The sequence below is a fragment of the Streptomyces sp. NK08204 genome (assembly GCF_020400585.1).
In the GTDB taxonomy this organism is placed as follows: Bacteria; Actinomycetota; Actinomycetes; order Streptomycetales; family Streptomycetaceae; genus Streptomyces.
In genome coordinates, this window is sequence record NZ_JAINVF010000001.1 from 397,677 (window position 1) to 414,855 (window position 17,179).

General features: G+C 73.8%; 14 protein-coding genes. 9 read left to right on the forward strand and 5 right to left on the reverse strand.

The annotated features are described in order from the left end of the window. The first annotated feature begins 72 nt into the window (after positions 1-72). The 3 genes from K7G59_RS01710 to K7G59_RS01720 all read left to right on the forward strand — a co-directional run bounded on the left by K7G59_RS01710 (position 73) and on the right by K7G59_RS01720 (position 1,957). The gene (locus K7G59_RS01710; RefSeq protein ID WP_225829965.1) at positions 73-768 is read left to right on the forward strand and encodes a type 1 glutamine amidotransferase domain-containing protein; all 696 of its coding nucleotides are present in this window, start codon (positions 73-75) and stop codon (positions 766-768) included. Between the two features lie 105 nt (positions 769-873). Further along, on the forward strand, positions 874-1,233 hold the full coding sequence (locus tag K7G59_RS01715) for a tetratricopeptide repeat protein (protein WP_225829966.1): 360 nt from the start codon (positions 874-876) through the stop codon (positions 1,231-1,233). Between the two features lie 79 nt (positions 1,234-1,312). Then, positions 1,313-1,957, forward strand: coding sequence for a peptide deformylase (locus K7G59_RS01720; protein WP_225829967.1), 645 nt, complete (start codon positions 1,313-1,315; stop codon positions 1,955-1,957). A 21-nt stretch (positions 1,958-1,978) separates the two neighbouring features. Here K7G59_RS01720 and K7G59_RS01725 read toward each other — a convergent pair whose 3' ends face one another. Further along, a complete protein-coding gene (locus K7G59_RS01725; RefSeq protein WP_225829968.1) occupies positions 1,979-3,472 on the reverse strand; it encodes an NAD(P)/FAD-dependent oxidoreductase in 1,494 nt (497 codons plus the stop codon). Between the two features lie 117 nt (positions 3,473-3,589). On the opposite strand from K7G59_RS01725, the gene trxA reads away from it, so the two are divergent. Next, a complete protein-coding gene (trxA, locus tag K7G59_RS01730) occupies positions 3,590-3,958 on the forward strand; it encodes a thioredoxin (RefSeq protein ID WP_225829969.1) in 369 nt (122 codons plus the stop codon). Positions 3,959-4,005: 47 nt separating this feature from the next. Here the strand turns inward: trxA and K7G59_RS01735 are convergent, their stop codons facing one another. Both K7G59_RS01735 and K7G59_RS01740 read right to left on the reverse strand, forming a co-directional pair. Beyond that, entirely contained in the window at positions 4,006-5,007 is a 1,002-nt protein-coding gene (locus K7G59_RS01735) for a LacI family DNA-binding transcriptional regulator (protein ID WP_225829970.1), read from the reverse strand. Between the two features lie 149 nt (positions 5,008-5,156). Next, on the reverse strand, positions 5,157-5,837 hold the full coding sequence (locus tag K7G59_RS01740) for a TetR/AcrR family transcriptional regulator (protein ID WP_225830247.1): 681 nt from the start codon (positions 5,835-5,837) through the stop codon (positions 5,157-5,159). A 97-nt stretch (positions 5,838-5,934) separates the two neighbouring features. On the opposite strand from K7G59_RS01740, the gene K7G59_RS01745 reads away from it, so the two are divergent. The 5 genes from K7G59_RS01745 (at position 5,935) to fxsT (ending at position 14,748) form a co-directional block, all read left to right on the forward strand. Continuing rightward, on the forward strand, positions 5,935-6,501 hold the full coding sequence (locus tag K7G59_RS01745; RefSeq protein ID WP_225829971.1) for an NAD(P)H-dependent oxidoreductase: 567 nt from the start codon (positions 5,935-5,937) through the stop codon (positions 6,499-6,501). Between the two features lie 333 nt (positions 6,502-6,834). Then, on the forward strand, positions 6,835-7,731 hold the full coding sequence (locus tag K7G59_RS01750) for a trypsin-like peptidase domain-containing protein (protein ID WP_225829972.1): 897 nt from the start codon (positions 6,835-6,837) through the stop codon (positions 7,729-7,731). Continuing rightward, a complete protein-coding gene (locus tag K7G59_RS01755; RefSeq protein ID WP_225829973.1) occupies positions 7,728-9,233 on the forward strand; it encodes a hypothetical protein in 1,506 nt (501 codons plus the stop codon). Before K7G59_RS01750 ends, K7G59_RS01755 begins: the two co-directional genes overlap by 4 nt. Next, the gene (locus K7G59_RS01760) at positions 9,230-10,306 is read left to right on the forward strand and encodes a MoxR family ATPase (protein WP_225829974.1); all 1,077 of its coding nucleotides are present in this window, start codon (positions 9,230-9,232) and stop codon (positions 10,304-10,306) included. The genes K7G59_RS01755 and K7G59_RS01760 overlap by 4 nt, the downstream gene beginning before the upstream one ends. Further along, a complete protein-coding gene (fxsT, locus tag K7G59_RS01765) occupies positions 10,303-14,748 on the forward strand; it encodes an FxSxx-COOH system tetratricopeptide repeat protein (protein ID WP_225829975.1) in 4,446 nt (1,481 codons plus the stop codon). The genes K7G59_RS01760 and fxsT overlap by 4 nt, the downstream gene beginning before the upstream one ends. Here fxsT and K7G59_RS01770 read toward each other — a convergent pair whose 3' ends face one another. Both K7G59_RS01770 and K7G59_RS01775 read right to left on the reverse strand, forming a co-directional pair. Continuing rightward, on the reverse strand, positions 14,749-15,963 hold the full coding sequence (locus K7G59_RS01770) for an HEXXH motif-containing putative peptide modification protein (protein WP_225829976.1): 1,215 nt from the start codon (positions 15,961-15,963) through the stop codon (positions 14,749-14,751). It lies immediately after the preceding gene. Then, complete coding sequence (locus tag K7G59_RS01775; RefSeq protein ID WP_225829977.1) at positions 15,960-17,162, reverse strand: FxsB family cyclophane-forming radical SAM/SPASM peptide maturase; 1,203 nt, start codon at positions 17,160-17,162, stop codon at positions 15,960-15,962. Before K7G59_RS01775 ends, K7G59_RS01770 begins: the two co-directional genes overlap by 4 nt. Positions 17,163-17,179: the final 17 nt, after the last annotated feature.

Here is a 17,179-nt window from a genome sequence, read left to right on the forward strand (position 1 = left end):
CCTTCGAGCACATCACCCGATCCGACACCTCGGACGCAGTACGCCGATCCGTCCCCCGGAGATGAACACCCCATGTCGAAGATCCTTTTCGTGATGACCGGCGTCGACCAGTGGACGCTGGCCGACGGCACCCAGCACCCCACCGGCTTCTGGGCCGAGGAGGCCGTCGCTCCGTACGAGGCCTTCAGGGCGGCCGGGTACGAGATCGTCGTCGCCACCCCCGCCGGCGTCGTCCCCACCGTCGACAGCAGCAGCCTCGCCCCCGAGGTGAACGGCGGCCAGGAGAACGCCGACCGGATCGCCGGCGTGCTCGCCTCGATGGCCGAGCTGCGCTCGCCGGTGAAGCTGGAGGACGTCAGCCTCGATGACTACGCCGCCGTCTTCTACCCCGGCGGCCACGGCCCGATGGAGGACCTCGCCGTCGACGCCCACTCCGGCAGGCTGCTCACCCTCGCCCTGGACTCGGGCACGCCCCTCGGCGTGGTCTGCCACGCATCGGCCGCCCTGCTCGCCGCCACCCGGACCGACGGCACCAACGCGTTCGAGGGCTACGACGTGGCCGCGTTCACGAACGCCGAGGAGTCCCAGGCGGGGTTCGCCGACAAGGCGAAGTGGCTGCTCCAGGACCGTCTCACCGAGGCCGGGGTGAACGTCCGGGCGGGCGAGCCGTGGGCGCCGAACGTCGTCGTCGACCGGAACCTGGTCACCGGACAGAACCCGGCGTCCTCCGCACCCGTTGCCGCGGAACTGCTCAAGAAGATCGCCTGACCGAGGCCACCGGCGGTGCTGTCGAGGCCGGCCGGCACCGACAGCACCCAGGTGGTGGAATATTCAACGACCTCCTCGGGTTGAGCCCGGCGAAGGAGGTCAGGAGTGGACACGACGTACTACGACCACGGGACTCCCGCCGAGCGCTGGGAACGTGCCCAGCGGTTCTTCGACGCCAAGGACTACGCGGGCGCGGCGCGCGTGCTGGCGGCTCTGGTGGCGGAGGTGCCGGAGCAGACCGGGCCCCGGCTGCTGCTGGCCCGCGCCTACTACCACTCGGCCCAGCTGCGCCGCGCCGAGGCCGAGCTGCGGCTCATCGTGGAGCGCGACCCGGTGGAGCACTACGCCCGGCTGATGCTGGGCCGCACCCTCCAGCGGCAGGCGCGGCACGAGGAGGCGGAGGCGCATCTGCGCATCGCCGCCGCGCTCACGGGTGAGTTCCCGCCACAACGGCCCGGGGAGTGAGAGGAGCGGCCCGTGGGAGTGGGGCACGGACCGCCGTGGTCATGGCCGTCCCCGGCGTTGCCCATGGCATCCTGGCCTGATGTCGACCCCCAGCGATCGCGCCCGCCTTGCCGTGCGGGTCGAGGAACTCCTCGCCGCCGGCGGCCCCCTGCCCATCGTGGCGGCCGGGAAGCCTGTCCTGCGGCGCGGGGCCGAGCCGTACGACGGACAGCTCGGCCCCGCCCTGCTGGCCCGTTTCATCGAGGCGCTGCGCCTCACGATGCACGCGGCACCCGGCGTGGGCCTGGCCGCACCCCAGGTCGGCGTGGAGCTGCGGATCGCGGTCGTCGAGGACCCGGCGCCGGTGCCGCCCGAGATCGCGGTGGCCCGGGGCCGGGTGCCTCAGCCGTTCCGTGTGCTGGTCAACCCGTCCTACGAACCGGTGGGCACCGCGCGGGCCGCGTTCTTCGAGGGCTGCCTGAGCGTGCCGGGCTGGCAGGCGGTGGTCGCCCGGCCCGCCCAGGTGCGGCTGCGCTGCGAGGACGAGCACGGGCGCGCGCTGGACGAGGTGGTCACCGGCTGGCCCGCACGCATCGTCCAGCACGAGACGGACCATCTCGACGGCACCCTCTACCTCGACCGCGCCGAGCCGCGCTCCCTGTCCACGAGCGAGGCGGTGGCGGCCCTGTGGGCGCAGCCGACGCCCGAGCAGGCCGCCCAGGAGCTGGGTTTCGAGCTGCCGTGACCCGGACCGCGCAAGACCCGCTCAGCTGTCCCGGTACGCCTCCAGCAGCCGAAGCCACACCTCGCTGACGGTCGGATACGACGGGACCGCGTGCCACAGACGGCTGACCGGGACCCGCCCGACCACGGCGACGGTCGCGGAGTGGATCAGCTCGCCGACACCGGGGCCGACGAACGTGACGCCGCGCAGGATCTCCTCCTCCAGGTCCACGACCATGCGGGCGCGGCCCTTGTAGCCCTCGGCGTACAGGCCGGCGCCCGCGACCGAGGAGAACGCGACGTCGACGGGGCGGACCCGGTGCCCGGCCCGTTCCGCCTCGGCGAGGGAGAGGCCGACGGCGGCGGCCTCGGGGTCGGTGAAGACGACCTGAGGTACGGCGTCGTGGTCGGCGGTGGCCGCATGCGCCCCCCACGGCTCGTCCAGGAGGGGCCCACCGGCGGCGCGTGCGCCGATCGCGGCGCCCGCGATCCGGGCCTGGTACTTGCCCTCGTGGGTGAGCAGGGCCCGGTGGTTGACATCCCCGACCGCGTACAGCCAGTCGGTGCCGGTGACGCGCAGGCTGTCGTCCACGTCGAGCCAGGAGCCGGGTTCCAGGCCGACGGTGTCGAGGCCGATGTCGTCGGTGCGCGGTGCCCGGCCGGTGGCGAAGAGGATCTCGTCGGCCTCGAAGCGCTCGCCGGTGTCCGTGACGGCGACGACGGTGCCGTTCTCCCGGCTGACGGAGGCCACGGAGGTGCCGGTGCGCAGGTCGGCGCCCGCCTCGGTGAGCGCCTCGGCGACCAGTTCCCCCGCGAACGGCTCCATGCGGCCCAGCAGTCCCTTGCCCCGCACCAGGACGGTGACCCGCGAGCCGAGGGCCTGCCAGGCGGTGGCCATCTCGGTGGCGACGACACCGCCGCCGACGATGATCAGCCGGGCCGGGGCGGACTTGGCGCTGGTGGCCTCGCGGCTGGTCCACGGCCGTACCTCGGCGAGGCCGGGCAGGTCGGGCAGCTGGGCGCGGGTGCCGGTGCACACGGCGACCGCATGCCGGGCGGTGAGGGTCACGACAGCGCCGTCGGGGCCGGTCACGGTGACCGTGCGGGGACCGGCGAGGCGGCCGTGCCCCCGGTACAGGTCGGCGCCGATGCCGTCCAGCCAGCCGACCTGGCCGCCGTCCTCCCAGTGCGCGGCGTACGTGTCCCGGCGGGCGAGCACGGCCTGCGTGTCGAGGGCACCCCGGACCGCGTGGGCGAGACCGGGCAGGCGGCGGGCGTCCGCCTGGGCGATGACCGGCCGCAGCAGCGCCTTGCTGGGCATGCACGCCCAGTACGAACACTCGCCGCCGACCAGTTCGCTCTCCACCACGGCGGTGGTCAGGCCCGCCGCGCGGGTGCGGTCGGCGACGTTCTCCCCCACCGGTCCGGCCCCGATCACCACGACGTCGTACGCGATGGAGTCGGATCCCGTCGTTCCCGCCGTTCCCGTCGTTTCCGTGGTTCCCGTGGTTCCCGTGGTTCCCGTCGTTTCCGTCATGGGGTCAGTCTGGTGGGTGGTGTGTGCGGGGGCCACACGGGTATGGCGCGGAATACGTGCCACGGTGGCCGTGTTGACGCGACGGCTCGCCGCAGACCAGGAATGAGGGAATACGCCATGAGCAGCACCATGGAGCTGACCAAGGAGAACTTCGACCAGACGGTCACGGAGAACGACTTCGTTCTCATCGACTTCTGGGCGGCCTGGTGCGGGCCCTGCCGTCACTTCGCCCCGGTGTACGAGAAGGCCGCCCAGGACAACCCCGACCTGGTGTTCGGCAAGGTCGACACGGAGGCGCAGCCGGAGCTGGCCGCGGCCTTCGGCATCCAGTCGATCCCCACCCTGATGATCGTCCGGGACCAGGTCGCCGTGTTCGCCCAGCCCGGCGCGCTGCCGGAGGCCGCACTGGCGGATGTGATCGGGCAGGCCCGGCAGCTGGACATGGACAAGGTGCGCGCGAGCATCGCCGCCCAGCAGGCCGAGTAGGGCGCCGGGCCGGAAGCCGCCGGGCGGAGAGCTTCCGGTGTCGCCGGTCAGCTGGATTCGCGCTGGACCAGCGACGCCCCGAGCACCTTGCGCACCTCCGGCTCGCCGCCGGGGTCGCGTACGGCCCGGTCGACCAGTTCCGCGAGGTCGCGCCCCGAGGGCAACTCGATGCGGACCGTGCTCAGCCGGGGCCGCAGCAGCCGGCCGAGCATCAGGTCGTCGGCGCCGATCACGGCGACATCGTCGGGTATGCGCAGCCCTTCGTCCTGCAGGGCCCGCATGAGCAGCATCGCGTACTCGTCGTTGTACGCGAACACCGCGTCCAGCCCCGACCCGGCCCAGCGGGCGGCGAGCGCGGCTGCCGCCCGCTCGGTGCAGGCGAGCGGCAGCGCGGTCACGGTCGCGTCGGTGCCGCGCAGCGCGTGGCGCACACCCGCCAGCCGGGGCCCGGAGAAGGACTCCAGACCGGACTCCGCGGGCACCAGGACACCGATACTGCGCCGGCCCCGGGCGTACAGGTGGGCGCCGGCACAGTGGCCGACCGCGTCGTGATCCATGAGCAGGGCGTGCGCACCCTCCACGCGCTCGGGGCCGAGGGTGACCACGGCCCGCGCCCCGGCCCGTTTGAGCACCGCCACGCCCCGTGGGCCGAGCCCGGCGCCCGGCACGAGGACCGCGACCGGCCGCAACTCGGCCCAGGCGCGGGCCGCATCGTCGCCCTGCAGGCCGACGGTGCCGTACTGCACGACCGTGTAGTCGAGCCGGCCGAGGGCCCACTGGAGTTCGCCCAGGAACCGGCTGTAGAGCGGACCGACCGGGAAGGCCGGCGCGGGCATCAGGACCAGCCGGCTGTGCCCGGCACGCAGACTGCGGGCGCCCGCGTGCGGCACGTACCCCAGTTCCCGGGCTGCCTCGTGGACGCGGCGGCGGGTCGGTTCGCTGATCCGAACGGCTGACGTGTTGTTGAGGACGTAGGAGACGGTCGCGCGGGATACCCCGGCCAGGCGGGCAACGTCCGCGCTCGTGGGCGTGTTCGGCATCTGCACCATGACGGACGGCAGTCTGGCAGAGGGGCGGGGGCCGGGCTCTGGCGGGGGAACGTCGTTCCACACTCAACCAAAGCGCGCCTTCGCGCTCCACCGAAGCGCGCCTCGCACAGGCCGTCGCGCGCCCCGCCACCCTGTCGGCCGAGCGGGCGTCAGCAGGGCGGCTCGGTGCGCGTCACGCGGGCGACGAGGTCGATCCAGCCTTCCTCGAGCCGTTCCATCGGTACCCCGCGTTGTCTGGTCAGGTGGTGGATCAGAGCGGGGTCGAGATAAGCGAGCAGGGTGTAGGCGAGGAGTTCGCAGTCGGCGTCCGGCAGGATCTGCCGCAGCAGCACCATGACGTGCGTGCGCAGCGCCTGCACCGCGGAGTGCGAGAGCCTGCGGGCCGGTTCCGCCTGGGCCGCCAGCTGCAGGTCGAGCTGCTCGACCGAGCGGTAGAGCACCGCCACGCCGAAGGCGCGCAGCCGGTCCAGGGGCGGTGCCCCGGGGCCCAGGGGCGGCGGCCCCTCGAGGAAGTCCGCCTGGAGCCTGCGCGCCGAATGGTCCAGCAGCGCCGTCAGCAGCCCGGTGCGGTCGCCGAAGCGGCGGAAAACGGTGCCCTTGCCCACGTGGGCGGCGGCGGCCACCGCCTCCATCGTGACCCCGGCCACCCCGTGTTCCGCGATCAGCCGGGAGGCGGCCTCCAGCAGCCGGGCCCGGTTGCGGGCGGCGTCCGCGCGCAGGCACGGCTCGTCCGCGCCGGTGCCTATCGAGAGCAGTTGCGGCGCGTCCAGGGGCCTGTGGTCGGACGGGGCAGGCGGCAGTGGACCGGACATGAAGCCAGCGTAAAGCATCACCGGCGTAACTGGACCGTGGTCCGTTTTTGTTGGTACAAATAACCGGACCTTGGTCCGGTCGTGCACAGCGATGTATCAGCCCTTTGGAGTTCCCATGTCTGTTCGCATCCTCGGTATCGTCGGCGCCATCCGCGCCGGCTCGCACAACCGCCAGCTCGCCGAGGCGGCCCTCAAGCTCGCTCCGGAGGGCACCGAACTCGTGCTCTTCGAGGGGCTGGCCGACGTCCCCCTCTTCAACCCGGACCTCGACGTGGAGGGCGCCGTCCCCGAGGCCGCGCAGAAGCTGCGCGACGCCGCGCAGGCCGCCGACGGGTTCCTGATCTTCACCCCTGAGCACAACGGCACCATCCCGGCCGCCCTGAAGAGCGCCATCGACTGGCTGTCCCGCCCGTACGGCGCCCCGTCCTTCGGCGGGAAGCCGGTCGTCGTGATCGGCACCTCCATGGGCCAGTACGGCGGCGTGTGGGCGCAGGACGAGACCCGCAAGTCCGTGGGTATCGGCGGCGGCAAGCCGATCGAGGACATCAAGCTGTCCATCCCGGGTTCCATGGCCCGCTTCGCCCAGACCCACCCGGCCGACGACGCCGAGGTCGTCGCCCAGCTGACCGACGTCCTGGAGCGCGTGCAGGCTGTCGTGGCCGAACACAAGGCTGCCGCCTGACCGGTAGTCACCGCACGAGGGCCGGAGCCGTGTCGGACGCAGCGTCCGTATCGGTTCCGGCCCTCACGCGTTGCCCTGCCGCTCAGCCGAGCCCGGCCTGGCCCGGCCGCCGCGGTGGCCGCCGCGGCCGGTCGCAACAGGGGAACATCCGCAGCCGCACCGGGCGCCAACCCTCCTTGTGCAACAGAACAGTCGCAGTGTTCACCCAGACCGCTGTCACCCACAGTCGTTCTCTGTCAGCATCGTGCTGAGGCGAAGCGAACGGGGCGCGGGGTGTCGCAGTCGATCGAGGACTCTTGGCGGGTACGGATTTTCGGCAGGGACAACACGCCGGTGGCATCGGGTGTTCTGGTCACCGGTGGACGGGTGGTGACGTGTGCTCATGTCATACAGCAGGTAGTGGGGCCGACCGCCGGCAGCGGTCCCGGCGAGGCGCGGATCGCCCTCGACCATCCCGGCTCACTGTCCGGCGAGGTGTCGTACGCCTCGGTGCTTCCCGGGGGTTGGGCACCGCCCGACGAGGGGCGCGCGGACGTCGCCGTGCTCGGTCTGGAGGCGCCCGCACCCGCGGACTGCGCGCCGGCCCGGCTGCGTCCGTGCGGCCCCGCACGGGGCCGTGACGTACGCCTCTTCGGTCAGAGCACGGCCGAACCCCCGGGCCTGTGGGTCACGAGCCGACTGGTCGGGGCGGGCGGGCTGAGCCCGGACTGGGTCCAGCTCGACGGCAGCGGCCTGGGCGGCGCCTGGGTGCTGGGCGGGTTCAGCGGAGCGGGCGTCGTGGACGGGCACGGGGACGTGATCGGCATCGTCGTCGCCGCGCTGCGCGACGAGACGGCCCGCATCGCGTGGATGATCCCGGTCGAGGCCCTCGTACGGTACTGCCCGCTGCTGACCGACGCCGTCACCGCCGAACTGCCGCCCGCGCCCGCATGGCCTGCCGGGTCCTCGCGGGAACTGACGACGGCTCTCGTACGTATTCCCAGCATGCGGGACCCGCAACGCCGGGAGCGGGTGCTGCGCGACACCGGCGAGGACTTCTTCGACCTCGTCGAGCGGTCGTCGGTGCTCCTGGAGGACGTGCGCGGGATCGTCGAGGTGTGTCTTCAGTACGCGGACGGCATCGACCGGCTCGCCGCCGCGCTGCGCTGGTACGAACGGGGGTCATTGCCGATGCGGGAGTTCGAGCGGGTGCTGCGCCGGCTGCGCGGCGAGCCGGAGCCGGCGTCATGACGGACTTCGGTACGCCCCGCACGAACCTGTTCTTCGAGCTGGCGGGCCTCATCCTGCGCGTCCCGACGCTGAACGACCGGCAGCCCCTGCGCCGCGCCGCCGACGCGTTCGGCGAGCGGTTCGAGCCGCTCGACCTCCCGGAGTCCGGGACCCTCAGAGAGGACCTGTACCGGGCGCTGGTCAAGTGCGACGCCTATCAGGGCGGGCTGCGGTTCTACCTCGACGCGCTGGGCATCGGCCGTACCGGGATGGTGGCGTGGACCGCCGTCGAGCAGATGTACCTGCGCCTGCACCCGAGGCGGCTGCTCGACTCCTCCGAGTACGAGGAGCTGTGCGACCTGCTCGCATTCCCTGCCCCCGGCGCGCCGATCGAGCGGATCGCGCTGCGGTTCCTGCCGCTGCTGCCGGAGCGCGCCGAGGGCGCCACGGGGCCGTACACGGTGGCGGAACTGCTCGATGCGTTCGAGGACGCCCTCCTGATGCCGGACGAGGCCCATCCCCTGATCTCCTTCGTGGAAGCCGTCGCGGTACGGCAGCCGCCCGGTCTGGAAAAGCGGCTGCGGCTGTGGAACGAGCGGGTGGCCCCCCGGCTCGCGTGTGCGCCGGATCTCCTGCACAGGGTGCGCAACCGCGAGGCGTTCCGCGCCGGGCGCCCGGTCGAACCGTCGCGGATCCTGGTCGACATCACCGCGCATCCCGCCGCCCCCGAGGACTACTGGTTACGGGGCTGGCTGCTCGGCCCCGGCGAAGGTCCGGGCTCCCTGCTCGCCGACCGCCGGGTGACGTCGCGGAGCGAGCTGGAGCACACCGTCGCGGCACTGCACCAGGCGGTCGGGGACCTGCTCGGCGAGCTGAGCGGCGAGCTGACGGTGGAGTTCGTGCTGCCCCGGCCCCTGCTGTGGCTGGACGTCGACCAGTTCATGATCAGCCCGAACGGATCGGTGCCGCGGCCGATCGGCGCCGACCACACCGTGCTGGTGCGCAGCCGCGACCGGTTCCGCATCCGCCGCTGGTGGCCCGCGCTGTACCGCCGCCTGGGCTGGCTGGAGCTGAACGCCGACGAGCTCTTCGACGCGCCGGCCGTGCGGTGTGTCGCGCCGGGCACGGTGCCGGCGCCGGAGGACCTCCTACGGCAACTGAGGGGCGGGCAGACCCCGTTCTGCTTCGTCCTGCTCGACGCCCCGCCCTACGAAGGCGACCTGGCCGCCGATCCCGTGTACGTACTACTCGAAGTAGGTATTCCGGCCATCGTGGCGCTGCGCGAGAACGGTCATCATGCGCATGCCCGCACCGAGTTGTGGAATCACCTGGCGGGCAGGTTGGACCAGTTACCGGACCGGGTACGCCATCTGAGGGGCGGTGGGTGTCCGGACGGCGGCGTGGCGTCACCGGTGACGCTGGACCTGCATCGTCACCTCACCCTAGTGTGGGACAGCCAGGACGGACTGGAGGGGGCGGACGCCACGCTGGGGCATCCGCGGACCGGGGGTGGCAGAGCATGAGCGGGGAAACGACCGACCTGAGCGGGGCACCCCTTCCCCCTCCCCCCGACTGGTGGGTCTTCCGGGACAGCGGAGCACGCCATTCGCCCGCCGACCCGCTGCCGCCGCTGCCGCCGGCTCCCCCGTGGCGGCGCTTCCGTCAGGCCACCGACAGCCCTCCGCTCGACATCCCGGTACCGGCCGACGCCCTGGACGTGGAGCGCAAACTGGGCGCGTGCCGACCCGGCACGCTGGACCGCACGGTCGTCGACCTGATCAACGCCGCCATCCAGCTGCGCCGCCCGCTGCTGGTCACGGGGCAGCCCGGCACCGGGAAGTCCAGCCTCGCCCACCAGATCGCCGCCGAGCTGGGGCTCGGCAGGGTGCTGTGGTGGCCGGTCGTCAGCCGCACCACGCTGCGCGACGGCCTGTACGACTACGACGCCATCGGCCGGGTGCAGGACGCCCCCGCCGGACCCGGTCCCGGCGGATCACGGGGCCCGCTGCCCGACATCGGCCGCTACCTCACGCTGGGCCCGCTCGGCACGGCGCTGCTGCCGTGGAAACGGCCCCGGGTGCTGCTGATCGACGAGCTGGACAAGAGCGACATCGACCTGCCGAACGATCTGCTGCACATCTTCGAGGAGGGCGAGTTCCGGATCAGGGAGCTGGAGCGGCTCGGGCGGTCGCGGCGCGAGGCGAGCATCGGCACCGCCGACCACGGCGCCCCGGTCGTGATCCGCGACGGCCTCGTGCGGTGCGCCGAGTTCCCGGTGGTCGTGATCACCAGCAACGGGGAGCGGGCGTTCTCGCCGGCCTTCCGCAGAAGGTGCCTCGAGGTGGAGCTGGCCCCGCCGGACGAGCACCGCCTCGCCGCGATGATCGAGTCGCACTTCGGCCCGGAACTCGACGCGTCCACCAGGGAGTTGGTCCACTCCTTCCTGGAGCAGCGAGGCACCGGTGCGATCGCCGCCGACCAGCTCCTGAACACCGTGCATCTGCTCACGAACCGCGCCGCCGACGTCGACGAGGCGTCCTGGACGCAGTTGCGGACCGCGCTGTGGCGCAGCCTGGCGACGGACGCCACGCCATGACAGCGAGCCAGGCGGCCTCGCCGCCCACCGCACGCGAGTGGGCCGAGGCGATGTGGCTCATGGAGCGCATCGGCTCGGCCGGCGGCGGGTTACCCGACCGTGACCCGGCCGGAGACGTGGTCCGCGCCCTCACGACAAACCGGTCGGTCACCCCACACCCTGCACCCGCTGACCCGCGCGCCGGGGACGGCAAGCACGCCGGGGACGGCAGGAACGCCGCGGACAGCGGGAACGCCGGGGACAGCAGGAACGGCGGGGACAGCAGGGACAGCACCGGCGGTGGAAACAGTGGGGGCGGCGCGTCCGCCCCGGCCCCTCCCGCCTCTCTGACCGGGCCGCCCGCCCCACCGCTTGCCTCTGCGCCGGCGTACGGCATGCCCCCGCTCTTCGACGTGCGCCCCGCGCCGGGCACGAGCGCGCCCGTGCCGGCGCTCACCACGCCCCTGTTCGACGCGGACACCCGCCCCGGCGTCCTCCGTGACCCGCTCCGCTTCGCCCGCACACTGCGCCCCTTCAACCGCCGTGTCCGCTCGCCGCACCGGCGCACCCTGGACGAGGAGGCCACGGCGGTCAGGTCGGCGGAGCTGGGCCGGTGGAGCCCGGTCGAGGTGAGCGTGCCGGACCGGTGGTTCGAGGTCGCCCTCGTCGTCGAGCACAGCGTGTCCATGGCGGTGTGGCAGGGCGTCGCCGCCGAACTGGCCGAACTGCTGCGCAGGCAGGGGGCGTTCGGTGACGTACGGATGTGGCGCCTGGACACCCACAACGGGAAGACGGCGGCCCTGCGGCCGGAGCGGGGAGGTCCGCCGCGCGCGCCGAGCGAGCTCTTCCATCCGCAGGGGCGACGGCTGATCCTGGTGCTGAGCGACTGCGTGGGCGACGCCTGGGCGTCCGGCAACGTGCCGCGGATGCTGCACGGGTGGGCACGCCGGGCCCCCGTCGCCGTGCTCCAGCCGCTGCCCAGCCGGCTGTGGGACCTGTGCGAGGCGGTGCCCCGGGACGTGCGGGTGCGGGCGGCCGCACCCGGGGTGCCGAACGCGCTGCTCCTGCAGCGCCGCAACCGCAGATGGGTGCGCCACGGGCCGCACCCCGTCCCGATGCTCGAACTGGAGTCCGCCTGGTTCGCCGGCTGGGCCCGTCTGGTCACGGGCGAGGCCGGTACGCACCACGACATCGCCGCGCTCCTGGTGGACGAGCACGGACTCACACCGGACTGCCTGCCACCGCTCGCCCCCGAACAGCGGACCGGCCCGCTCTCCCCCGAACAGACGGTGCGCCGCTTCCTGGAACACGCCTCGCCGCAGGCCCGCCGGCTCGCGGCACGGCTGGCCATGGTGCCGCTGCGGCCGGAGGCGGTGCGGGCGGTGCAGCGGCTGCTGGGGCACGAGGGCGGCCCGCTGCCGTTCGCGGAGATCCTCCTCGGCGGCCTGCTGTCCGTACGGCCGGGCTCGGACGGCCCGCTGTACGAGTTCCTGGACGGTGTGCGCGAACGGCTGCTGCGTGGCCTCGGCCGCAGGGAGACCCTGCGCACGCTCCAGGAGGTGTCGGACGCCGCCGGAGCCGTGCTGGGCGCACGCGCGGGGCTGCTCGGCACCCTGGTCGTCTCCCCCACCGCCCTCGACGGGAGCGCCCTGTCCGCGGCGGACCGGGAGCTGCTCGCCGCCGCCGCGCCCGCGCTCGCGGCGCTCGGACCGGCCTACGGTGGTGCGCTGGCCAGCGCACGGGAGCGTACGTCTTTGGACGCGCCGCCTCCTGGGGAGGACAGCGAAGGTCGGCCGGGTGCGTCCACCGAGGACGCGGCGCCCACCCCTGATCGCCGGCCCTTGGAACCGGCTCCGCCCACGGAGGACGTCTCGATGGATTCCGCCTCTTCCCGTACGACGCCCCCGGCCACCGGCGACCGGCCACCCGCCCCGCCCGGCCGCGCCGCGCGCACCGCGCCGGGGCGGCCGACGCGGCTGCCGCGCGCCATGCCGCTGCCGCAGGCCGGCCACTTCACCGGCCGGGAGGCGCAACTCGACGAGATGCGAGGGATCCTCAACGCCGGGGACCAGGTGGCGGTCCTGCCCTACGCCCTGTACGGCATGGGCGGGGTCGGCAAGACCCGGCTCGCCGTGGAGTACGTGCGCCGCCACCACACCGAGTACCAGCGGATCTGGTGGGTCGACGCCGAGCAGCCCGCGGTGATCCGCGAACAACTCGCCGCGCTCGCCCCGGACTTCGGACCGGCCGCCGAGGGCCCCGGCGACCCGGTGGACCGCGTCCTGGCGGCGATGTCCACCGGGGACCCGTTCACGCGCTGGCTGCTGGTCATGGACAACGCAGGGGCGCCCGACGACGTCCTCCCGTACCTGCCGTCGCTGCTCGGCGTGCGGGGCGGTGCGGGCCACGTACTGGTGACCTCCCGGCACTCCGGCTGGGCCGAACGCGTCCATGCGCTGCGGGTCGACGTGTTCAGCCGCGAGGAGAGCGTCAGCTTCCTGCGCCACCGAACGCCCTGGGCCACCGGCGAGGAGGCCCAGCGGCTCGCCGAGTCGCTCGGTGACCTGCCGCTCGCCCTGGAGCACTCGGCCGCGGCCCAGACCCAGTCCGGCATCCGCACCGACACCTACCTCGACCTGCTCGAGACCCGCCGCCGGGAAGTCCTCGCGGAGCCCGCCTTCTCCGGTGCCCAGACCGTCGCGGCCACCTGGCGCACCTCGGTGGAGCTGCTGCGCGCGCAGAACCCCCAGGCGCTGGAACTGCTGCGTCTGCTGGCCTGCTTCGGGACCGAGCCGATCGCCCAGTCCTTCCTGCACGACGCGCGTCTGCTGCCCCTGCCGGAGGCGCTGGCCTCGGTCGCCCGCGACGAGCTGGCCCGCGGCCGGGCCATCCGCGCCATCAACCAGTTCTCGCTGCTGACCGTGAACCCGGCGACGGCCACCCTCCAGGTGCACCGTCTGCTCAGCGGTGTCCTCCAGGACGAGATGTCCGACGAGGAGCGCACCACGACGCGCCACCTCGTGCACCGGATCATCGCCGCGCACGACCCCGGCGACTCCCAGCGACCGGAGAACTGGCGCAACTACGCCGACATCCTCCCCCACATCGAACCCTCCGGCCTGCTGCACTGCGGCGACCACGAGGCCCGCGACACCGCTCTGGGCATCCTCAGCTACGTCATCGCCCGCGGCGACTTCGTCGGCGCCATCCAGCTGGCCCGGCGCGTGGTCGAGGTGTGGACGGCGGAGCTGGGCCCCGACGATCTCCAGACGCTCTGGGCGCGGCGCCAGCAGGCGAGCGCGCACTGGCAGTTGTCGCAGTTCTCGGAGTCCCACCGGATCAACGAGGACGTGCTGGGCCGGCTGCGCGCCACGGTGGGCGACGATCACGAGTACACGCTGACGGTGGCCGGTGCCACCGCGGCCGACCTGCGCGCCGCCGGACGGTTCACCGACGCGCTGGCCCTCGACAGGGACGCGTACGACCGCAGCGTACGGCTGTTCGGCGCGACGGACCCGTACGCCCTGACCGTCGCCCACAACTACGGTGTGAGCCTGCGCGTCAACGGCCACTACGACGACGCCCTCGCGATCGACGAGCAGTGTCACGAGGGCCGCCTGGCGGTGCTCGGCCCGACGGCCCGCTCGACGCTCTTCTCCGTCAACAACGTGGCCCGTGACCTGCGCGAGTGCGGGCGCTACGCAGAGGCGCTGGAGCTGCAGACCAGCACCCTGGAGCGCTACCGGGAGCAGTACGGCGACCACCACCCGGCCACCCTGCGCGCGATCAAGAACATGGCGGTGACATGCCGCAAGGCGGGCGAGTTCGAGCAGGGTCTCGCCCTGGCCCGGGAGTCGTTCGAGCGGCACTGCACGCACTTCGGCCCGGAGCACATCGAGACGATCGCCGCGGCGACGAACCTCTCCAACGACCTGCGGCTGACCGGGGATCCGCGGTCGGCGTGCGAACACAGTGCCGATGCGCTGCACCGCTATCACGCGGTGCTCGGCCCGCAGCACCCCCTGTCGTGCGCCGCCGCCGTGAACCACGGGGCGGCCCTGCGCGCCCTGGGCCGGCACGCCGAGGCACGCCGGGTCGACCAGCAGACGGTGACCGCGCTCGCCGCCGGGCTCCCGGACGACCACCCGTGGCTGCTGCTCGCCCGCGTCAACCTCGCCACCGATCTGTCGCTGGCCGGGGAGGCGGAGGCGGCGCTGGCCCTGGGCGAGGAGTGCGCCCACGCGCTGGAGGCCCGCTACGGCGACCGCCACCCGGCGACGCTGGCCGCCCTCACCAACGTCGCCCTGGACAGGTGCGCGACGGGCGACACCGAGACCGGGGAGGAGCTGCTGGCCTCCGTGCAGCGGCGTTATCTGGCCACGCTGGGGCCGGAGCACCCGGAGAGCCGGTGGGCGGCGGCCGGTGTTCGGATCGAGTGCGACGTCGAGCCGCCGCCCATCTGATCATGTGTCAGTTCCGTCCCATTCGGCGAGCACGTCGTGCACGGCGTCGAGCAGCAGCCGCCCGTGCGCGGTGAGCCAGTCACCGCGGGCGAGTTCACCGGCCGCGGTGCGGGCGATGTGCAGCGATCGCTCGTACGGGGTGGTCGCGGCGCGGTTGCCGCGGGCGGCCTCGGTGCGCCAGAACCCGGCCGTGACGAGGAAGGCGCACACGCCCTGGAGCAGCGCCGAGGGCGGACGGGGCCGGTCGCTCCAGGGCGCGCGGCCCCGTGCGCCGGGCGGGGCGTCGAGGAGCCGGGTGAGGTCCTGCAGGGCGTACAGGAGGGAGTGCTGGGTCTCGTGGACGAGCGCGGCGGCCAGCTCGGCCGGGTCGTCCTGCGGAGCCAGGGCCACGAGTCCGAACGCGTCGCTGAAGGAGGCGCTGCGCCAGGGGCGGCGCGCGCCGGGCGCGTACGCCTGCGCTCCCAGGGGTGCGACGGCCCGCACGGTGGCACCGACGGCGGTGGCCCGTTCGGGATGGCGGGTGACGAGCAACTCCCAGGCCGCGGCGAGCCGTCCGCGCCAGCGGTCCGGCTCCCCGGGCCCGTGACGCCCCGTGCCGGGGTGCGGCAGCGCATGCGGGTCGAGGCGCACCGCGAGCGTGGCGCCGCCCGTGGAGAGGTGGATGCGGGGCACCGGCTCCCAGCCGGGCGCGGGGCGACCGGGCGGGTCGGGCACCTCGATGCGTGCTCCCGGCGCGAGGACGACCGTGGCGTCCGCTCCGCGCTCCCTGCGCACCGTGGCCGGGCCGGCCCCCACCCTCGCCCGCCCGAGGCCCGGCAGGACGAGTCCACCGCCGTGCGCATGCGCGTCCAGCCGGAACGGCAGGTCCGCGCGGTGTCCGGCGACGGCGGCCAGTGCGGGTACCGAGCCGGGCAGGGCGGTGCGTACGGCTTCGGCGAGGACCGCCCCGGCGGCCGGATCCGCGAGGTGTCTGCCGAAGAGCGCGGGCGAGTGCCGCCGTACTTCGGCGAGCAGGGTGACGGCGGCGCGCCAGCCCGGCTCGCCGTGCAGCTTCTCGTGCAGGGCGCGCAGCAGCAGGAGGTTGCGGCCCGTCCGTGCGGTGCGCAGCAGGCCGAGCGTGCCGGGGTCGGGGGTGCCGCGGGCGATGCGCTGCCACAGGTCCGCGGACAGGACGAGCGGCGGCGCGGACGGCACGGTCCGCCGGTCGGCCGTCAACGGCGCGCCTCGGTGAGCCGGCCCAGGTCGGCGCGGAGCACCCCGGCCACGTGCCGGATCAGCGCCATCAGGTCGGGGCAGTAGACGGAAGGGTTCAGATAGCCGCTTCCGGCGCGGTAGCGGTGCGGGTAGTGCCCGCCGCCGCACACCGCCCCCACGGGGCAGGAGCGGCACTGCTCGGCGAGCCCGGTCGCCGTCAGCTGGCGGGCCGCGACGCCGGGGTGGTCGAGCAGCGCGTCGAAGGAGTGGCGGTGGACGTCGAAGCCACTGCGGTCGGCACCTTCGTACGCGGACTTCAGCTGGTCGGAGAGGGTGAGCGCGCCGTCGGTGTCGACGACCGCGAGCTGCGTGGGGGCGCCGCCGATGGTCTCGGTGCGGGTGACGCCGCCGAGCAGCAGGTCCAGGATCGACTCGAAGAAGGCGATGCGCACCGACGGCCCCGGGGCGTGGTACCAGCGGTCGAAGACGGCGGCGAGCCATACGGCGTACGGGACATGGGAGGGGTCGTCCGTGCGGCCGGCCGGCGGGCGGGTCCAGTTGCCCAGCGGCAGGATGAGGCGGATCGCGGGCGGATGGTAGGACAGCAGGTGGTCGTAGGTGGCGAGCGGGTCGGCGGTGACATCGACGGTGCACAGCACGCCGGCCCAGACGGGGCGGTGCTCGGCGGTGCCGAGGCGGTGCAGGGCGGCGGCGACCCGGGTATGGCTGCCGCGGCCGGCGTGGTCGCGGCGGGCGCGGTCGTGGATCTCCGGGGGGCCGTCGAGGCTGACCGCGACCCGGACGTCCTCCTCGTGGCACAGGCGCAGCAGGGCCTCGTCGAGAAGGAGGCCGTTGGTCTGGATGAGGATCTCCGCGGCGGTGGCGGCGGGGAGCAGGCCGCGCAGGGTGCGGGTGAAGGCGCGCAGGAACGCCGGGCCGGCGAGGAGCGGTTCACCGCCGTGCAGGATGACCCGTACGGAGGCCGGCCGGTGTGCGGTCGCGTGTTCGGCCACGCGCCGGCAGACCTGTTCGGCGGTGTGCCAGGGCATGGTGCGCGGCTGCTCGCGCCAGAGCTGGTCGGCGCCTTCGTACACGTAGCAGTACGTACAGGCCAGGTTGCAGCGACTGTGGATCTTGACGACGAACTCCCGGAAGGGGAGCGGAAGGCTGCCCGCGGCGCGCAGCGCGGCGACGTCGAGGAGGTCGTCGGGCCAGAGCACGTGGGGGGCGTCGGCCG